Below are 16,662 nucleotides of genomic sequence, written 5' to 3' on the forward strand. Positions count from 1 at the left end.
TGAAACGGTTTGTCAGACCATAAAATTAATTAAATATCAATGATACAGTATACTAGTCTTATATCACCCAGTAACAATACCTAAATTAACATTTCCCTAACGCTTTCCTATTTTACCATAAAAACCTTCATAATTGGATAGTCCTTTTGTCTCAACATTTTCAAAAAATATCTGACCATTTCCAGTTACACTTTTTCTCAACCATTTTCACACCTCCATCACTAAGAGGAGCAACCATGTACCGACTGCCCCGACTTTTGGACTTTTTGTCCAGAAGTTGCCTGTGAAAATGCTGACAAGTTCCCATATCGCCCGGATAACCTTTACGATCAGCACCACGCCGCCGATCAGACCGCCAACAATACAATCCAGTGCCAGCACCCCGATTGTTCCGCTAATGCCAAAATTCTTTGGTATCAGCCACAAATACATTCTACGGATACCAAAAGGAAACCCCGTCAGTATCCAGTACAAAAACCAATCAAAACCGTCTGCTTTTCTACATACCGGATAACAGGTAATCAACCACAGTCCCGTCACTGATAACGGAATTATAACCTTAAACAATGCCCTTTTCACTCCATCCACCCCCATACATATCATGCTGCACTTCCTGTTGGTAATAATGGCTTATGGTGCTTGGTGCGTTATACAAAGCTGTCACCATATACGCCTTGATATTGTTTATTTTCGTTGTGGTATTTTGCATACAGCTAATCACATAATCCAGATGACTGGAGTTCAATTTTAAAAATTTCGACTTTACAAGTTCGTATGGATACTCATCGCCACCGATCCTGACCGTCTTATGCTTCACACATACAATTTCACAGATCACCTCATACAGTTCTTGATACAACTCCTTTTCACTATACTGGGCATACTTCATGTGATGCTCATACTCAATGTTTTCCTTGATGATTTCCATGTATGCGTTTGCACTATCCATCTCATCCATCCTATCCCCATCACTGTTTTCAGATTGATTGATAGGATTGTTATAGCTATTATTGTTATAGTTATTATTGTTATAATTAGGGTTCGGTTCTCGAACTTCTGCAAGTTCGATTTCCGAACTTCTTGAAGTTTGATTTCCGAACCTCTGCAAGTTCGATTTCCGAACCTCTTGAAGTTCGATTTCCGAACTTCTTGAAGTTTGATTTTCGAACTCCTTGAAGTTCGATTTCCGAACCTCTTGAAGTTCGATTTCCGAACTTTCTGAAGTTTGATTTCCGAACTTCTTGAAGTTCGATTTTCGAACTTCTGTGGAAACATCGGCATCAGAGGGACTTTGCTCATCATTTTCAGACTTTATACTTACCTCTAAAGTTGCAAAATTCTTCACATAAATAATATCCGGCTTGCCCAATCCCTGTCTTTTCTTCTCAATCAATCCAATCCCTTTTTTACTGTCAAGCTCTGCTAACACTTTGGCACATTTTTCTCTTGCACATCCCAAATCTTCCATGATATTCTCAAGCGTGTAATGAATATATGCCCTGTTTTCTTCATCAAACCAGCCATTCTTCCTAGATAATGCCATTCTGTCAAGCATAAGACCATACAGGAGTTTTGCATCACTGGATAACTCCCTGAACCTTTCATCCTTAATCAGCACTCTTGGTACTCGGTAAAAGGAAAACTGCTCCGCTTCAATGCCATAATAATAATCAAGGTTTAAACCTTTATCCATACTGCAATCCCCCTTTCATTGCTTTTTCTGTTTCCATTCATCCAAAAGCTGAATGATGATGTTTTCTATATCTTCACTGCTGTAATCATCAGCAAAATATTCTCGAATTTTATCTGCCTTGATTGTCACCTTGCGTTCCTTTGGCTTTTCTTCCGATAAGATCAGCCTGACCATTGCCATTGTCAGCTCTCCGGTTTTGCTATATTCCTTTAATTTTGCCGACTGCACCATATTTACTGCACACTTGGTATCTTCCATTACCACCTCTACCCACTGCTGTGCTTCTTCTGAGAGAAAAGATATATCAACGCCCTGTGAAAATCCTAATCTTTTCGTGTCAACCATTTCAAGAAGTGTATCGGAAAGCCTTGCAAGCCAGATATAACGCTGCACTTTCTTTGCATTTTCCCCGGCAGCTTCCCCGACTTCATCCAATGTGTTTTTACCAGACTTCCTTCCCTGATGTTTCATCGCTTCGTATTTCATCTTATAGGCTTTCGCCTTTTCACTCGGAAGAATATCCTCTCTCTGAATGTTGCTGTCAACCATGATAATCGTTGCTTCATCATCGGAATAATCACGCACAATAACCGGCATTTCTGATTTTCCGGCTCTCTGTGAACCATGTTTTCTGCGGTGTCCAGAAATCAGTTCATATCCCCCGCCTGTTCTCGGTCTTGCAATCCCCGGAACAAGCACACCATACTGCCTGATGCTCTCAACGGTTTCTTCCATCTTCTCATCATCGACCACCCGAAACGGGTGGTCTTTGAACTCATACAGGTCTTGTAACGGAGCATTGATAATCTGCTCCAGACCTGTCTGTGGCACTTCATTTGTACCAAATAAATCATCAAAACTGTTCAATTTTACCTTTGCGGCACTTCCTGTCTTACTCATTGCCAAGCACCTCCTCCGTCAATGACTGGTAGGCACTTGCCACTTTTCCATGTGGATCATGCTGATAGATACTCACACCTTCCGCTGAAATTTCCGCAGCCCTTACGGACATCGGAATACTTTCTCTGAATATCTTTACACGACTTCCATAGTTCTCAATCAGCAATGTACTGATGTCTTTTGCATAATTGGTACGGTTATCAACCATTGTCAACAGAATACCCTCTATCTCCAGTTTCGGGTTGATCTGACGCTTTACCTTTCCAATCGTCTTGATAAGCTGCTCCAGACCTTTTACTGGCAGATATGCCGCCTGTACTGGAATTAAGATACTATCCGCACAGGCAAAGGCATTTATGGTAATCATGCCGAGTGATGGCATACAGTCAATCAGAATGTAATCATAGCGGTCTTTCTGCTGTTCTATGTAAGTACGAAGTACCGTTTCCCTGCTCATAACATTTACAAGCGAGGTTTCCAAACCGGAAAGCTCAATATTTCCCGGCATAAAGTCTACCCCCTCCTCATGCTTTAAAATGCCGTATTCCGGGCTTTCTTCTTCATCATTGATGATATTTGACATAATCGTTGCAAGCGTAATTTCCAGTCTGTCCGGCTCCTGTACCCCAAGACTTGCGGTAAGACTGCCCTGTGCATCCGCATCTATCAATAACACTCTTTTTCCCTGCTTTGCTAATCCAATTCCTAAATTTCCTGTTGTAGTGGTCTTGCCAACTCCACCCTTCTGATTTGCGATTGCGATAACTTTACACATGATAAATTCTCCTATTCTTTGCTATTTTGCTGTTATTTATTGCTTTTCACGTTGCTTTTCTGCACTTCTGCATAAGCTCTGTAATATTTGTTTGTCCCCTTATTGGTATAGAGTTCTGAAAACTCCATGACCTCTATTTTCGGGTGACGCTGTAAAATCTTCTGAAACCAAACAATATCGTTCTTTGTTCCCATCACTCTGACTTTTAACATTAGTCTGTTCCTCCAAATAAGGCATACAGTTCCTTGTTGTAGGTTGCGTATTCCGGATAACGAATCTGTATCGCCTGCCAAAAATATGGTGCATAGGCACAGCAGAACAGATTTTCCACTGTGTACCTGTTGCACTCGTTTAACTGTTCCTCTGCATCTTTGTAATCATTGACGCTGGGTGTGCCATTGCAGTAAAGATTGAATGCCATTCTCACGACTTTCATACTGCCACTGGTCTGCCAGCCTTCATGCAGACATTCCGTCTTTACACATCCTGACTTAAAATTATAAATCTTATCCACATTTCTTCTGGTATCATCGCTAATACCAAGACAATAGCAAAGAGCTTTGTGGTACTCATCCTGATAACGTACCCTTTTTAACTGCTCATAGTAGAATTTTTCATGTGCTTCGCTGATAAATACAATCTCCTGTTTCTTTGCTCCTAACGCTGTGTTGTTCATATTCTTTTCCTCCTTGATGTCAAACGGATATTCGCAATCCGCTTTGCTACTTGCTCATAACACTATCTGTTGCTGCCGCACCATATAGTGTTAAATAATTGACTATAACAGAAAAGGACGAACTCATCTTCTAAAATGAATTCGTCCTTTAAGGCACAGTTATTAGGTTGTTTCAATACATCTCATAGGTTATTCAGTATTATTGGGTATTTTTTTGATGTACTTTTGATGTACTAACCCTCATTTGATGTACTATTTCAGGAAGAAAAACCCTTTTATTCTTCTGCAAAAAGTTTCTGCTTCCGCTCAATCATCTCATCAATTCTCTCGATATACTGCCCGACATCCTTGACATTCTCGCATCTTTCGATCCGATGTGTGCCATCCGGATTTGGTTCTGTCCAGACACGTTTTGTGGAAGCTCCGGCTCCGCAAGCTACGATGGTCTGTTTCTCTTCCATGATCAGAATATTATAAACTCCCGCTTTTCCTTCTTTCGCATAACCGACATTCTCAAGGTTTCCCGCCATTCCCTTCTGGCGGTACAGATAATAAGGGAACAGGTCCATCTTCTTCGCATAGGAAGCGGTCAGGTCCATATGTTCCTGCGTGTTGACCATCTTATAATCTTTATAGTCTTCCTTGAACATATTTAAGCGCGCCGCGCGTTTTAGTGCCAGAGAGTGAACAGTCAGATTGTCCGGTTTTAACTGCATGATCTGCTCTAATGTATCGCGTACGTCCTCTAAAGATTCTTCCGGCAGTCCCATAATGAGATCCATATTAATATCATCAAATCCAAGTTCTCTTGCGATCTTAAAACTTTCCACAGTCTGTTCTACCGAATGGCGCCTTCCGATCAGGTCGAGCGTTCTCTGCTGCATGGTCTGCGGATTGATGGAAATTCGTGTGATTCCCCATTTGCGCAGCACCTCTAATTTTTCTCTTGTGATGCTGTCCGGTCTGCCGGCTTCCACGGTAAACTCAAGGCAGTCTGACAAATCAAAACTACATTTAATTTTACGGATCAGACGGTCTAACTGATAAGGCTCTAATGTTGTCGGCGTTCCGCCACCGATATAAATGGAATTTAAATGCTTGTGATAAAACTTTGCCGCCGTATAATCAATCTCTTTTTCCAGTGCATCTAAATAAGCATCCACACGGTTCTTCCAGCTTACAAGCGGATATGATGTAAACGAGCAGTACAGGCAGGTCGTCGGACAGAACGGGATTCCGATATAAAGACTGTATCCGTTGTCATAATCAATTTTCTTTAAGATCGCATTTTCTCGTTCTGCAATATCGGTTGCAAGTTCAATCTTCTCATCGGAAGCAAAATAGGTATCCTTCATATACCGGTAGATCTCCTCCCGGCTTTTTCCTTCCTCCAGCAATTTCATAGGAATCTTCGTTGGACGGATTCCGGTCAGGTTTCCCCATGGAAGTGTTCGTTTCGTATAATCACAGAGCATACGGTACAGCATCTGCTTCAGCTGATTTTTCGTCCGCACGCGATCCGAAAAATCTACCTGAATTGTCTCACCCGGTATCTCTTTTACTTCTTCCTGACCCGGTTTTTCATTTGCCTGCGCATCCTCATTTGCATGCACGATCTCCTGCCATGTGATCTGAATCGTATCTTCCCCGTAGTTTACCTGCATGCGGATATCGATTTTTTCATCATATTCTTTTTTTTCTGCCGACACACCCACATACTGTTCCGGGAAAAATGCCTTGATCAGAGAATGAATATCATATTCAAATTCCGGTTTATTTAATAAAACTTCTATCATCCCAAAACCTCTCACTTACAGATACGGATTATACATCCGCTCTGTCCCAATCGTTGTAATATCATTGTGTCCGGTGTACACGGTCGTTTCATCCGGAAGCGGCAGAAGTTTCTCCTTAATGGAGCGGATGATCTGTGCTGCACTGCCCTTTGGAAAATCGGTGCGTCCCACCGATGTGCAAAAGAGGGTGTCCCCGGAAAAAACTACATTCTGATACGGGAAATAATAGCAGCAGCCACCCACCGTATGTCCCGGTGTATGGAATACACGGATATGAAAACCGGCAAGGTCGATCTCCTGCTCATCTTTCAGGAAAATATCCGCATGGTAAGTTTTCTGTACGCCTTCCCAGCCACTTAAGTTAAGAGACGGTGTATCTAATGTCTCTTTCTCATGTTCTTCAGCATATATTTTAATATCAAAATGCTTTGCAAGTTCCTCTGCTCCACCCGCATGGTCAAAATGTCCATGTGTCAGCAGGATTGCCACAGGAGTCAGATTTTCCTGCCGTATCTTTTCTGCAAGTTTATCAGCACTTGCCCCCGGATCAATAATCAAAACTTCTTTCGTGTCATCATTGACCGCAAAATAACAGTTCGTCTGTACCGGACCAACTACATATTGTTCTACTTTCAGTGGTGCCATAATTTCTCCTTTCATTTCTGACATAAAAACTGGCTGTCTCTCTGGATGCGGCTCACCTATTCCACAACCTTCTGACAACCAGTTTACTAAGTTATAACAGGCTCTGCCTGTCATATATATTTTATAGTTTTTGTCCATTTCAGTCTGACAAAATAAAATCTGTGTTTTAACCTGTCGTTCTCTCTATATCAATGATACTTTCAATCTGGCGCAGCCGCTCCACAACGCTTGTCAGTTCCTCTCTGCCTTTTGTGCTGAAAGAAACATCGATCGTTGCAACTCCCTGCTTGCTCGTCTTCGAATGAATTGAATCAATATCGATCTCGCGTTCAGTAAATACCTTGGTGATATCCACAAGAAGACCTGTGCGGTTATTGCCGTAAATCTTGATTTCTGCACGATATAATCCACTGTTTCCGGACTCCTCGTCATGCTGCCACTCCGCATCGATCAGACGCTCACGTTCCATATCCGACAGATTGATGATATTGATACAGTCTGTTCTATGGATGGAAACACCTCGGCCTCTGGTTACAAATCCAACGATCTCGTCTCCCGGTACCGGACTGCAGCACTTTGAAAAATGCACTGCCACATCATAAAGTCCTTTTACAATGATACCGCTCTTGGAATGTTTCTGTACGACCTTATCTTTATTCTCGGCAATGGTCTCAAGCACTTCATCATCCGTGATACACGCAAGATGGTCTTTTTTGTATTCCTCATACATGCGGTTTACGATCTGACCTTCTTTTAAACCACCATGTCCGATCGTTGCAAGGCAGGAATTCCAGTCATGGAAACCATATTTTCTTAAAATTTTCTCCTGATATTCCGGCTTATTGATATCCGGGAAATTGATTCCCTTGGATTTTGCCGATGCGATCAAAAGTTCCTTGCCGTGTGTAATATTTTCTTCTTTTAACTCACTGCGGAACCACTGATTGATCTTATTTTTCGCCTGGGTGCTTTTTACAATATTTAACCAGTCACGGCTCGGTCCCTTTGAATTCTGGGAAGTGATTACTTCCACACGGTCACCGTTCTGGATGATGTAGTCGATTGGAACCAGTTTTCCGTTGACTTTTGCACCGATCATCTTATTGCCGACCGCGGAATGAATACTGTAAGCAAAGTCGATCGGCGTGGAACCAGTCGGAAGATTCTTGACATCTCCGGTCGGTGTAAAACAGAATACCGTATCGGAAAACAGGTCAAGATCGCTCTTTAGCAGGCTCATGAACTCTTTATTATCTGACATGTCGCGCTGCCACTCTAAGATCTGACGGAGCCAGCTCAGCTTTTCCTCTTCGGTAACGGTCATTGGCTGTGACACACCGCCATTGTTACTTGCCTCTTTGTACTTCCAATGGGCAGCGATACCATATTCAGCCGTACGATGCATCTCAAAGGTACGGATCTGTATCTCAAACGGCTGACCGGTCGGTCCGATCAGAGTCGTATGGAGTGACTGATACATGTTTGGCTTCGGCATCGCGATATAATCTTTAAAACGTCCCGGAATCGGCTTATACATCTCATGTATCACACCGAGTGCCGCATAACAGTCCTTGACAGAATCAACGATGATCCGGATAGCAAACAGATCATAGATCTGATCTAAAGTCTTATGCTGATTTACCATTTTTTTATAGATACTGAAGAAATGTTTTGCACGTCCGTCAACCTGTGCAGGAATTCCTGCATCTTTGATGTGCTGACGCACTTCTTCCACCAGTTTCTGTACATATTCGTCCCTGACACTCTTGCGCTGTGCGATCTGATGTACCAGATCATAATAGGCATCCGGCTCTAAATACTTGAGTGAGAGATCGTCCAGCTCGATCTTGATCTTGGAAATACCAAGACGCTGTGCGATTGGTGCGTAAATATCCATCGTTTCACGCGCTTTTTCCTTCTGCTTCTCAGGTGTCATGTATTTGAGCGTACGCATATTGTGAAGACGATCCGCAAGCTTGATCAGGATAACACGGATATCCTTTGCCATTGCAAGGAACATCTTACGAAGATTCTCTGCCTGAACCTCCACTTTATCCGCATCATAAGAGAGCTGTCCTAATTTGGTAACACCATCTACCAGAAGAGCAACCTCATCTCCAAACTCCTGTGCAATCTGTTCATCCGTCATAACAGTATCTTCCACAACATCATGTAAAAGTCCTGCAACGATCGTCTCCTTATCCAGCTCTAACTCCGCTAAAATAATCGCAACACACAATGGATGGATGATATATGGCTCGCCGGACTTTCTTGCCTGTCCCTCATGTGCATCCCTCGCAACATGATATGCTTTCTCGATCAGCGATATATCTGTCGATGGATGATACTTTCGCACGCTGGCGATCAGTTCGTCATATAGTTTTTCCGGACTCTCAAACTCTTTCATCGGCTTGATGTTATCGTCCTCTTCTTTTACTTTTTTTTGCAGATCCAGTGATTCTGATGAAAAATCCGCCATGTGCCTCACCCACTTTATCCCTTTTTTAGTAGTTTATATTATATTTTATTTTTATGGAAAATGCAACGTTTATTGATGATATCATGCCCCGCTTTTGCTTATGGTATAGCGTTTCATGCATTTTCCGTCCAGATCCATTTCCTCCCGGAACATAAATCCCAGTTTTTCTGCCAGACATTCCGATGCTTTATTTCCTTTCTGGATCAGACAGTTTAATTTATCGAATTCAAGAAAATTCCATGCGTAACCGATCACAGCAAGACAGACCTCTGTTGCATATCCTTTTCTCTGATACGATACGTCGATCATATATCCAAGTTCCGGCTCTCCGTCACATGCCTCACGATTTTCAATACCGACACGCCCGATCAGCTTTCCCGTCGCCTTTTCGATCACGACCCACATGCCGTACCCATAAAGGCGGTACATATAGTTAATATACGACCGCTGATACTCTTTTTCCTTTTCGTATTCATACAGCGGGTCTAAATATTCCGTCATTCCCTCCCCGGCATACAGTGCAAACAGGCCGTCTAAATCATCCAGTGTGATCTCCCGCACAATACAGCGTTCTGTCGTAATGATCGTCCACGGCATTCCATGTTTGCGTTTAAATGCACGGATCAGAAAGGTTTCATCTACTTCCTCAAGTCCTTCCACTAACATGACAGCATCCTGCATTCCATAGTCTGCTGTCTCATTCTGTGTCATACTGCATGGCCTTTTCTCCGCACCATCATCACTGACATCTTCTGATTTATCCGTGCCGATGAATCCTAACGCCGCCATTCCTTTTTTATCCATATTAGAAATAATGTGCCCATCTGTAGAGATGAGCACACACTCTTCCGGTGGAAACAGCGAAAGCTCTGTCATAAGACTGGCATTTTCTTTCCCTGTTACCACCAGTTTCAGATCCGACTCCGGTCTGATATTCTGTTTTAAATAATCCAGTTCCCGCTCCGGGAGTCTGTCTGCTATTATAAATCTTAATTCCGGCATCGTATTTCACATTACCTCAATCGCTTATTCTAAGGTATCCTCTTCTGTATCCGGTTCCGGCACGACCGGATCTGTGGCATAATCATATTTGATATCATCATATCCCCATCCGGCAATGATATCTTTTGGTTTGCCATCTGCCATAACTGTTTTATAGGTCGTTATTCTTACAAAATAGCGTTTGCCCTTGGTAAGTCCCTTGATCGTATATTTTAATTTATTGCTGTTTTTGATCTTGATCAGATGGATATCTTTTTCCGGTGTCGAATAAAAACCACCTTCTCCATCCGTATACTGGATCATATAACCGGTAATCTGCTCTTTAGTCTTCTTTGGTACATTCCAGCTTACCGTAGCAGAATTTGACGTCATCACCAGATCATTCAGCATTGCATTCTGCGGTGCGATCGTAAACTCCCGGATGATCGTTCCGCGGAAATCACCTTTTAATTTAATCTGAATACGATGCACTCCGATACTCCTGCAGTCTGTCAGATATTTTACGGAATAATTCTTTTTTGGAACCATCTTTCCGGTATAATTACGTTTTACCGTTACTGCAGGTTTATGTTTCTTTCCGTCGTAGACATAAGTTGTCTCTCTCTGCCAGTTATCATCCGCAAGACACACATACAGGCTGGTTGACTGTACTAGCGGCCATTTGTTTTTGATGGAACGGTTATTTTTAAAAGTAGACTTTTTAATTCCAGGAATCTGTGTCCATGAACTTAAGTCTGTATAGGAGAGAAGATTCTTCGTCTTATCCAAAGACTCCTTTGAATCGATCACTTTAAATGTATTATATATTTTACGCTCTCTGCCATTGCTATCGCGAAGTCCCCAGTAAAAGCCCTGATCCACATCCGACTGCGGTTCGGTATCTCTCGCATAGATAAAGGATTCGATCATCTTATTGCCTTCGCTGATATAGTAAGCATACGCATATGTTGCTGCCTGCAGCTCTTCTCCCTGTGTCGAATTGAACGCCTGCTCTGCGAGCATAATCGTCGCATCTTTTCCGATCTTCTTTTTCACATATTCTGTAAGAACAGAAATGTTTTTCATAGTGATGATCGTAGAATCCACTCCACTGCCTGCTAAAGAGTCATCCCAGAATTTTGGCTCCACAAGACCCTGTGAATATGCATGATATGCAATGTTTGGACAGATCTTACCCTGCGCTTTCAGTTTCGAATAAAATGTGTCCAGTGTATTCTTCGTCGAGAAAAAGCTGTTCCCGCCTCCATCGACATCCTGATTCCAGTTATAATCAAGGCTGATATATACCTTTGAATGGCTGCTGACACTCTTTGTGGCATTATATGCAATGCGGAATGCCCGCGCATAATCATCCATATACGCACTTAAACTTTTTCCGCCCGCATAGTTCCAGTCATAAGGGCTGTCAACCTCATTTCCTAAGATCCATCCGGACACCAAATGCTGTTCATTTCCAAACTTTTCTGCCATGTAACTCATAAATGCTTCCCAGGTACGGCATCCTGCTGCTGATGTTGTCTTAATGGAAGAAAATATTTTTCCACCGCCATAACTCATTTTGCCCGCCTGGCCTTTTGCGTCTTTGCCAAGAAGCAGGATCACATATACTTTGGATCCATCGTCAATATACTGTCTGACCTGATCCTGCAGCCAGTTTACACGATCCCTGTCAAATGTGTATTTTTTCCCGCGGTATTTATATACTTCTTTGTTTCCGCAGTCTTTATTTAAAATTTCTTCGATTGACCAGTTTAAGACAACATGCTGCGTACGGAGTTTCTTTACCGACGTGTGATCTGCCCAGTCCGGCTGCAGTCCTTTTTTAGACGTTGTCTTAACACCGGTACCGGTGTAGGATGCCAGTGCCTCCGGATTTGTAATATACTGTGCACCACTGACTGCTATATATTTTTTTCCTTTTTTGTATGCAGCCACAAATTTCTGGCAAAGCATGCTGCTCTTATATTTTACAGAAAATGTGACAGTACCTTTTTTAAAGTTAGCGGAAGCCACCGGTTTTCCGGCAAGTTTTGCATTTTCTTTCACATTGGCATCTACCGAAAACAGGTAAAGTTTTTTTCCCATTCCTTTCTGTATTCTGGCAACTTTTGCTTTTACCGTTACCTTGCTTCCAACTGAATTTACTTTACAGGATACTAACTGTACCGGTTTTCCAGCCGCCATAACTGTTGTCTGTCCCACCGGTAAAAGTCCTGCTGCCATAATGGCCACGAGACAGATACAGATAACTTTCTTTAACATTTTCATAACTTATATTCCCTCACTGTTTACCGGTCATGTACTGCGCCGATAAGTTCTTTGATATCTTTTACCTGATAGCGCTCCATATAATCACGGATTCCATCTACGACCTCCATAGTGACCTGCGGATTGGTAAAGTTTGCCGTTCCAACAGACACTGCTGTTGCACCTGCAAGGATCATCTCAATCGCATCATCCGCATTCATGATGCCTCCCATACCAACGATCGGGATATTCACTGCCTGCGCAGTCTGGTATACCATGCGGACTGCAACCGGATGCACTGCAGGACCCGACATACCGCCTGTTCTGTTCGCTAATGCAAATGTACGTCTGTGGATATCAATCTTCATACCTGTCAATGTATTGATCAAAGATAAACCATCTGCACCGCCAGCCTCTGCCGCACGTGCCATCTCAGTGATATCTGTTACATTCGGAGAAAGTTTCATGATGACCGGCTGCTTTGCATGTGCCTTGATCTCTCTTGTAATATCCTCCACCATTTTCGGATTCTGTCCAAATGCGATACCCCCCTCTTTTACATTCGGACAGGAAATATTGATCTCTAACAGATCGACCGGCTGATCGGCAAGTCTGTCTACAACTTCAACATATTCCGCAGTTGTGTGTCCACATACATTGACAACAATTCTGGTATCATATTTTTTTAAAAACGGAATATCACGCTCGATAAAAAGATCGATACCCGGATTCTGAAGTCCGATCGCATTTAACATACCGCCATACACTTCTGCCACACGTGGTGTCGGATTTCCCTCCCATGGCACATTTGCAACACCTTTTGTCACAACAGCGCCAAGACGGTTCAAATCCACGAACTCAGAATATTCTTCTCCGGCGCCAAACGTTCCGGACGCAGTCATGACTGGATTATTTAATGTCACTCCACATAAATCAACTTTCATGTTCATCAGAATTCTACCTCCTGTGCAAGAAATACCGGTCCCTCTTTACAGATTCTCTTATTTTTCACATTACTGTGTGCATCTTTTTCTTTTGACTTGCACACACAGGCAAGGCAGGCACCGATTCCACATGCCATACGCTCTTCCATGGAAATCCAGCATTCGATATTCTGCTCTGCCGCGTATTCTTTGATCGCACGAAGCATCGGTGTCGGTCCACAGGCATAGATGATATCTGCGTCTAATCCATTCTCACGGATCGCATCCAGGACATTTCCTTCCGTTCCGGCACTGCCATCCTCCGTTGCAATATAGATCTGTCCGCGATTCCGGAAATCCTCTAATAAAAACAGTTCATCCCTGAATCCAAGCACGATCTTTTTCTCGCAGTCTAACTCTTTTGCGAGTTCTAACATTGGCGGGATTCCGATTCCTCCACCGATCAGAAATGCCTTTTTGTTTTTCTGTGGGAATCCATTTCCAAGCGGTCCTACCACTTTTAACTGCATACCGGTGCGCATACCGGAAAATTCTGCGGTTCCCTTTCCTGCCACACGGTATACCAGACGGATGGCGCCGTCTTTTCTGTCGATCTCACAGATACTGATCGGTCTTGGAAGCAGTCTGCTTCCCTCATTACAGTAAACAGAGACAAACTGTCCTGCCTTTGCATGTGCTGCGATATTCTCTGTGCGAAGCCACATGCTGTAAATGTCATCCGCGATCTCTTCCTGCCTGATGATGATCGCAGTTTCCTCAAATTTTGTACCCTTTGTCTGCATGAATTTTCTCCTTTTATTAACCGCTTTTCTTATTCTTCATATACAATGTGACCGCCAACGATCGTCATTTTTACTTTTCCAGTCACGGTTCTGCCGTCAAACGGTGTATTTCTTCCTTTGCTGGCAAATTTATTTTTATCAATCTTATAAGTCTCATTTGGATCAAAGATCACAATATCTGCTGTCTTTCCCGGTGCAATATCACCCTTATCGATTCCAACGATCTTTGCCGGATTGTAGCTCATTTTTTCTGCCATCTGCATCGGTGTCAGATAACCGCCAAGTACCAGTTCTGTATAGGTTAAGCATGCTGCGGTTTCAAGTCCGACGATTCCAAACGGCGCATTCTTCATGGAGGTATTTTTATCTGCAAATGTATGCGGTGCATGATCGGTAGAAATCACATCCATAATATTGTCACGAAGTCCCACTCTTAGTGCCTCCACGTCTTTTTTAGTACGAAGCGGCGGGTTCATCTTAAAATTAGTATCTGCATCCGCATCCGCAGCAATCACATTCTTTTCCACATCCATTTCCGGTGCGATCTTGCGGATATCATCAGAAGTCAGTGTAAAATGATGCGGGCATACTTCAGCGGTAACTTTTACATTCTTCTGCTTTGCAAGATCGACCATCATGACGGAATCTTCCGTCGAGCAATGACATAAATGAAGTTTTGCCCCGGTGTCGTGGCTTAGCATGATATCTCTTGCAACAATGATATCTTCTACGGAATTGGTGATTCCCTTTAATCCAAGCTCTCTTGCATGCTCATCCTCATTCATGACACCGCCATTGACAAGATTTTTATCCTCACAATGTGCAAGTACCACAATGCCCAATTTTGCAGCTTTTTCCATCGCCTCGCGGTATAACTGGGCATTCATGACGGATTTTCCGTCCTCACTGATTGCAGGGATTCCAGCCTTTACCATTCCCTCAATATCCGCAAGTTCTTTTCCTTCCTGGTTCTTTGTCACGGCACCCACCTGTAATACATTTACAAGTCCGACCGTTTTTGCCTTATTATGCACATAATTTACAACATCCGGATTGTCAACAACCGGTTTGGTGTTCGGCATTGCAAGAATCGTTGTATATCCACCGTGTGCTGCTGCGCGGCAGCCTGTTTCGATCGTTTCCTTTTCCTCAAATCCCGGATCACGCAGATGCACATGCATGTCAATAAATCCCGGCATGACAAAACATCCCTTTGCATTGATCTTCCGGTCTGCTTTCTCTTTGATCCCTTTTGCAATCTTAGAAACAACACCATCTTCCACCAATACATCTGCAACTTCATTCATCCCTGTGGCAGGATTGATCACCTGTCCATTTTGAATTAATATTGTCATAATTTCTCCATTCCGAAGCACGCTTTCATCGCTTCTGTGCAAAATTTTGTCTGTATTCTGTCAAATTTTATATCAGTGTACCATATGCAAAAATCTTCGTAAACACAAAGCCTCTATAAACTGCCATAGATTTCCGGCGTGACATAGGCGCGGATAAAAATGCCCTCCGGTCGGTACTCTTCCTCTAAAAGTTCTCCACTCTTTCTGATCTGCTGTAAAATTCCCGCATCCTGATAAGCGATCGTGCGCTCCACTAATATTTTATTATCCCGCAGCAGCGTACAGAAAAGTTCTTTTAACTCCTCTAAACCGGTTTCCTCTTTCGCAGAGATCGCTAATGTATGATCCGCCTTAAAATCACGTAACGGTTCCCCGTCTGTTACCTGATCCTGTTTGTTAAACAGCGTTATGATCGTTTTTTCTTTGATATCGAGCTGGTAAAGTGTGTCATACACGATATGCATCTGCTTATCGCGCTGTGGATTGGAGGCATCCACCACATGCAGAATATAGTCCGCATATTTTGCTTCCTCTAAAGTACTCTTAAACGCTTCGATCAGATGATGTGGCAGCTTCCTGATAAAACCAACCGTATCTGTCAGAAGTATTTCCTGTCTGCCCGGCAGCTCTAAGACACGAGTTGTCGGATCTAAAGTAGCAAACAGCTTATCTTCCTCTAACACGCCCGCGCCTGTTAAGTGATTTAACAGTGTTGACTTTCCTGCATTGGTGTATCCGACAATCGCAGCCACAGGTATCTGTTTCTTTTCTCTCTGGGCACGCGTGATTTCGCGGTGTTTACGCACTTCTTTTAATTCGCGGTTCAACTGGGCGATGCGGTCTTTGATAAGACGCCTGTCCATCTCTAACTTTTTCTCACCCGGTCCTCTTGTACCGATACCACCACCAAGCCTTGACATTGACCTGCCAAGTCCGGTCAGACGGCTGAGTCTGTATTTTAACTGCGCTAACTCAACCTGGATCTTTCCTTCACTTGTTGTCGCCCGCGCCGCAAAAATATCAAGAATAATAAGTGTCCGGTCCATGACCTTCGTGTCTAACATCTGCTCTAAGTTTTTAAGCTGTGCCGGTGACAGCTCATCATCACAGACAATACCTGTTGCCCCCAGCTCTGCGATCATGTCTGCGATCTCCTGAACTTTTCCGGTTCCGACATAGGTGCCCGGATGGATCAGTTCGCGTTTCTGGATCAGAGTTCCAACGGTAACCGCTCCGGCAGTCTTAACGAGTTCTGCTAACTCTGCAACAGAATCCTCCGCATCGTCTCCCTCCTGTTCACTGACACCTACTAAGATGACGCGTTCTTTTACCTCTTCTATTTTAATGGGTTCTGGCATTTGTTCCTCC

The 16,662-nt window shown here is 43.2% G+C and carries 15 protein-coding genes; all 15 read right to left on the reverse strand.

All coding sequences use genetic code 11. The features are described 5' to 3' along the window. Positions 1-207: 207 nt before the first annotated feature. The 15 genes from DW650_RS11865 to hflX all read right to left on the reverse strand — a co-directional run bounded on the left by DW650_RS11865 (position 208) and on the right by hflX (position 16,652). A complete protein-coding gene (locus DW650_RS11865; RefSeq protein ID WP_118210083.1) occupies positions 208-579 on the reverse strand; it encodes a DUF6050 family protein in 372 nt (123 codons plus the stop codon). After that, positions 560-1,693, reverse strand: a complete 1,134-nt coding sequence (locus tag DW650_RS11870) for a DUF6017 domain-containing protein (RefSeq protein WP_118210025.1) — start codon at positions 1,691-1,693, stop codon at positions 560-562. The genes DW650_RS11865 and DW650_RS11870 overlap by 20 nt, the downstream gene beginning before the upstream one ends. 15 nt (positions 1,694-1,708) lie before the next feature. Continuing rightward, complete coding sequence (locus tag DW650_RS11875) at positions 1,709-2,593, reverse strand: ParB/RepB/Spo0J family partition protein (RefSeq protein ID WP_118210026.1); 885 nt, start codon at positions 2,591-2,593, stop codon at positions 1,709-1,711. Next, the gene (locus tag DW650_RS11880; protein WP_118210027.1) at positions 2,586-3,368 is read right to left on the reverse strand and encodes a ParA family protein; all 783 of its coding nucleotides are present in this window, start codon (positions 3,366-3,368) and stop codon (positions 2,586-2,588) included. Before DW650_RS11880 ends, DW650_RS11875 begins: the two co-directional genes overlap by 8 nt. Positions 3,369-3,400: 32 nt before the next feature. After that, a complete protein-coding gene (locus tag DW650_RS11885; protein WP_118210028.1) occupies positions 3,401-3,580 on the reverse strand; it encodes a hypothetical protein in 180 nt (59 codons plus the stop codon). Then, entirely contained in the window at positions 3,580-4,044 is a 465-nt protein-coding gene (locus DW650_RS11890; protein WP_118210029.1) for a DUF6075 family protein, read from the reverse strand. The genes DW650_RS11885 and DW650_RS11890 overlap by 1 nt, the downstream gene beginning before the upstream one ends. Before the next feature lie 275 nt (positions 4,045-4,319). Next, a complete protein-coding gene (hemZ, locus tag DW650_RS11895; protein WP_118210030.1) occupies positions 4,320-5,840 on the reverse strand; it encodes a coproporphyrinogen dehydrogenase HemZ in 1,521 nt (506 codons plus the stop codon). A gap of 15 nt (positions 5,841-5,855) precedes the next feature. Next, positions 5,856-6,485, reverse strand: a complete 630-nt coding sequence (locus tag DW650_RS11900) for an MBL fold metallo-hydrolase (RefSeq protein ID WP_118210084.1) — start codon at positions 6,483-6,485, stop codon at positions 5,856-5,858. Between the two features lie 166 nt (positions 6,486-6,651). Next, positions 6,652-8,964: a RelA/SpoT family protein gene (locus DW650_RS11905; protein ID WP_118210031.1), complete on the reverse strand. Its 2,313-nt coding sequence runs from the start codon at positions 8,962-8,964 to the stop codon at positions 6,652-6,654. An 81-nt stretch (positions 8,965-9,045) separates the two neighbouring features. After that, entirely contained in the window at positions 9,046-9,966 is a 921-nt protein-coding gene (locus tag DW650_RS11910; protein WP_117919856.1) for a GNAT family N-acetyltransferase, read from the reverse strand. A 24-nt stretch (positions 9,967-9,990) separates the two neighbouring features. Further along, positions 9,991-12,234: a DUF5722 domain-containing protein gene (locus tag DW650_RS11915; protein WP_118210032.1), complete on the reverse strand. Its 2,244-nt coding sequence runs from the start codon at positions 12,232-12,234 to the stop codon at positions 9,991-9,993. Positions 12,235-12,254: 20 nt separating this feature from the next. Further along, positions 12,255-13,163, reverse strand: a complete 909-nt coding sequence (locus DW650_RS11920) for a dihydroorotate dehydrogenase (RefSeq protein ID WP_118210033.1) — start codon at positions 13,161-13,163, stop codon at positions 12,255-12,257. After that, on the reverse strand, positions 13,163-13,939 hold the full coding sequence (locus DW650_RS11925) for a dihydroorotate dehydrogenase electron transfer subunit (RefSeq protein WP_118210034.1): 777 nt from the start codon (positions 13,937-13,939) through the stop codon (positions 13,163-13,165). Before DW650_RS11925 ends, DW650_RS11920 begins: the two co-directional genes overlap by 1 nt. Before the next feature lie 29 nt (positions 13,940-13,968). After that, positions 13,969-15,294, reverse strand: a complete 1,326-nt coding sequence (locus DW650_RS11930; RefSeq protein WP_118210035.1) for a dihydroorotase — start codon at positions 15,292-15,294, stop codon at positions 13,969-13,971. Positions 15,295-15,407: 113 nt separating this feature from the next. Beyond that, entirely contained in the window at positions 15,408-16,652 is a 1,245-nt protein-coding gene (gene hflX / locus DW650_RS11935) for a GTPase HflX (RefSeq protein ID WP_118210036.1), read from the reverse strand. Between the last annotated feature and the right edge of the window lie 10 nt (positions 16,653-16,662).

Origin of the sequence: Roseburia sp. AM23-20 (genome assembly GCF_003470905.1) — a bacterium.
Taxonomy (GTDB): domain Bacteria; phylum Bacillota; class Clostridia; order Lachnospirales; family Lachnospiraceae; genus Roseburia; species Roseburia rectibacter.

Coding starts and splice junctions, on each gene's coding strand:
- DW650_RS11870 (WP_118210025.1), bottom strand. CDS start 1,693: ATGGATAAAGGTTTAAACCTTGATTATTATTATGGCATTGAAGCGGAG.
- DW650_RS11875 (WP_118210026.1), bottom strand. CDS start 2,593: ATGAGTAAGACAGGAAGTGCCGCAAAGGTAAAATTGAACAGTTTTGAT.
- DW650_RS11880 (WP_118210027.1), bottom strand. CDS start 3,368: ATGTGTAAAGTTATCGCAATCGCAAATCAGAAGGGTGGAGTTGGCAAG.
- DW650_RS11885 (WP_118210028.1), bottom strand. CDS start 3,580: ATGTTAAAAGTCAGAGTGATGGGAACAAAGAACGATATTGTTTGGTTT.
- DW650_RS11890 (WP_118210029.1), bottom strand. CDS start 4,044: ATGAACAACACAGCGTTAGGAGCAAAGAAACAGGAGATTGTATTTATC.
- hemZ (WP_118210030.1), bottom strand. CDS start 5,840: ATGATAGAAGTTTTATTAAATAAACCGGAATTTGAATATGATATTCAT.
- DW650_RS11900 (WP_118210084.1), bottom strand. CDS start 6,485: ATGGCACCACTGAAAGTAGAACAATATGTAGTTGGTCCGGTACAGACG.
- DW650_RS11905 (WP_118210031.1), bottom strand. CDS start 8,964: ATGGCGGATTTTTCATCAGAATCACTGGATCTGCAAAAAAAAGTAAAA.
- DW650_RS11910 (WP_117919856.1), bottom strand. CDS start 9,966: ATGCCGGAATTAAGATTTATAATAGCAGACAGACTCCCGGAGCGGGAA.
- DW650_RS11915 (WP_118210032.1), bottom strand. CDS start 12,234: ATGAAAATGTTAAAGAAAGTTATCTGTATCTGTCTCGTGGCCATTATG.
- DW650_RS11920 (WP_118210033.1), bottom strand. CDS start 13,163: ATGAACATGAAAGTTGATTTATGTGGAGTGACATTAAATAATCCAGTC.
- DW650_RS11925 (WP_118210034.1), bottom strand. CDS start 13,939: ATGCAGACAAAGGGTACAAAATTTGAGGAAACTGCGATCATCATCAGG.
- DW650_RS11930 (WP_118210035.1), bottom strand. CDS start 15,294: ATGACAATATTAATTCAAAATGGACAGGTGATCAATCCTGCCACAGGG.
- hflX (WP_118210036.1), bottom strand. CDS start 16,652: ATGCCAGAACCCATTAAAATAGAAGAGGTAAAAGAACGCGTCATCTTA.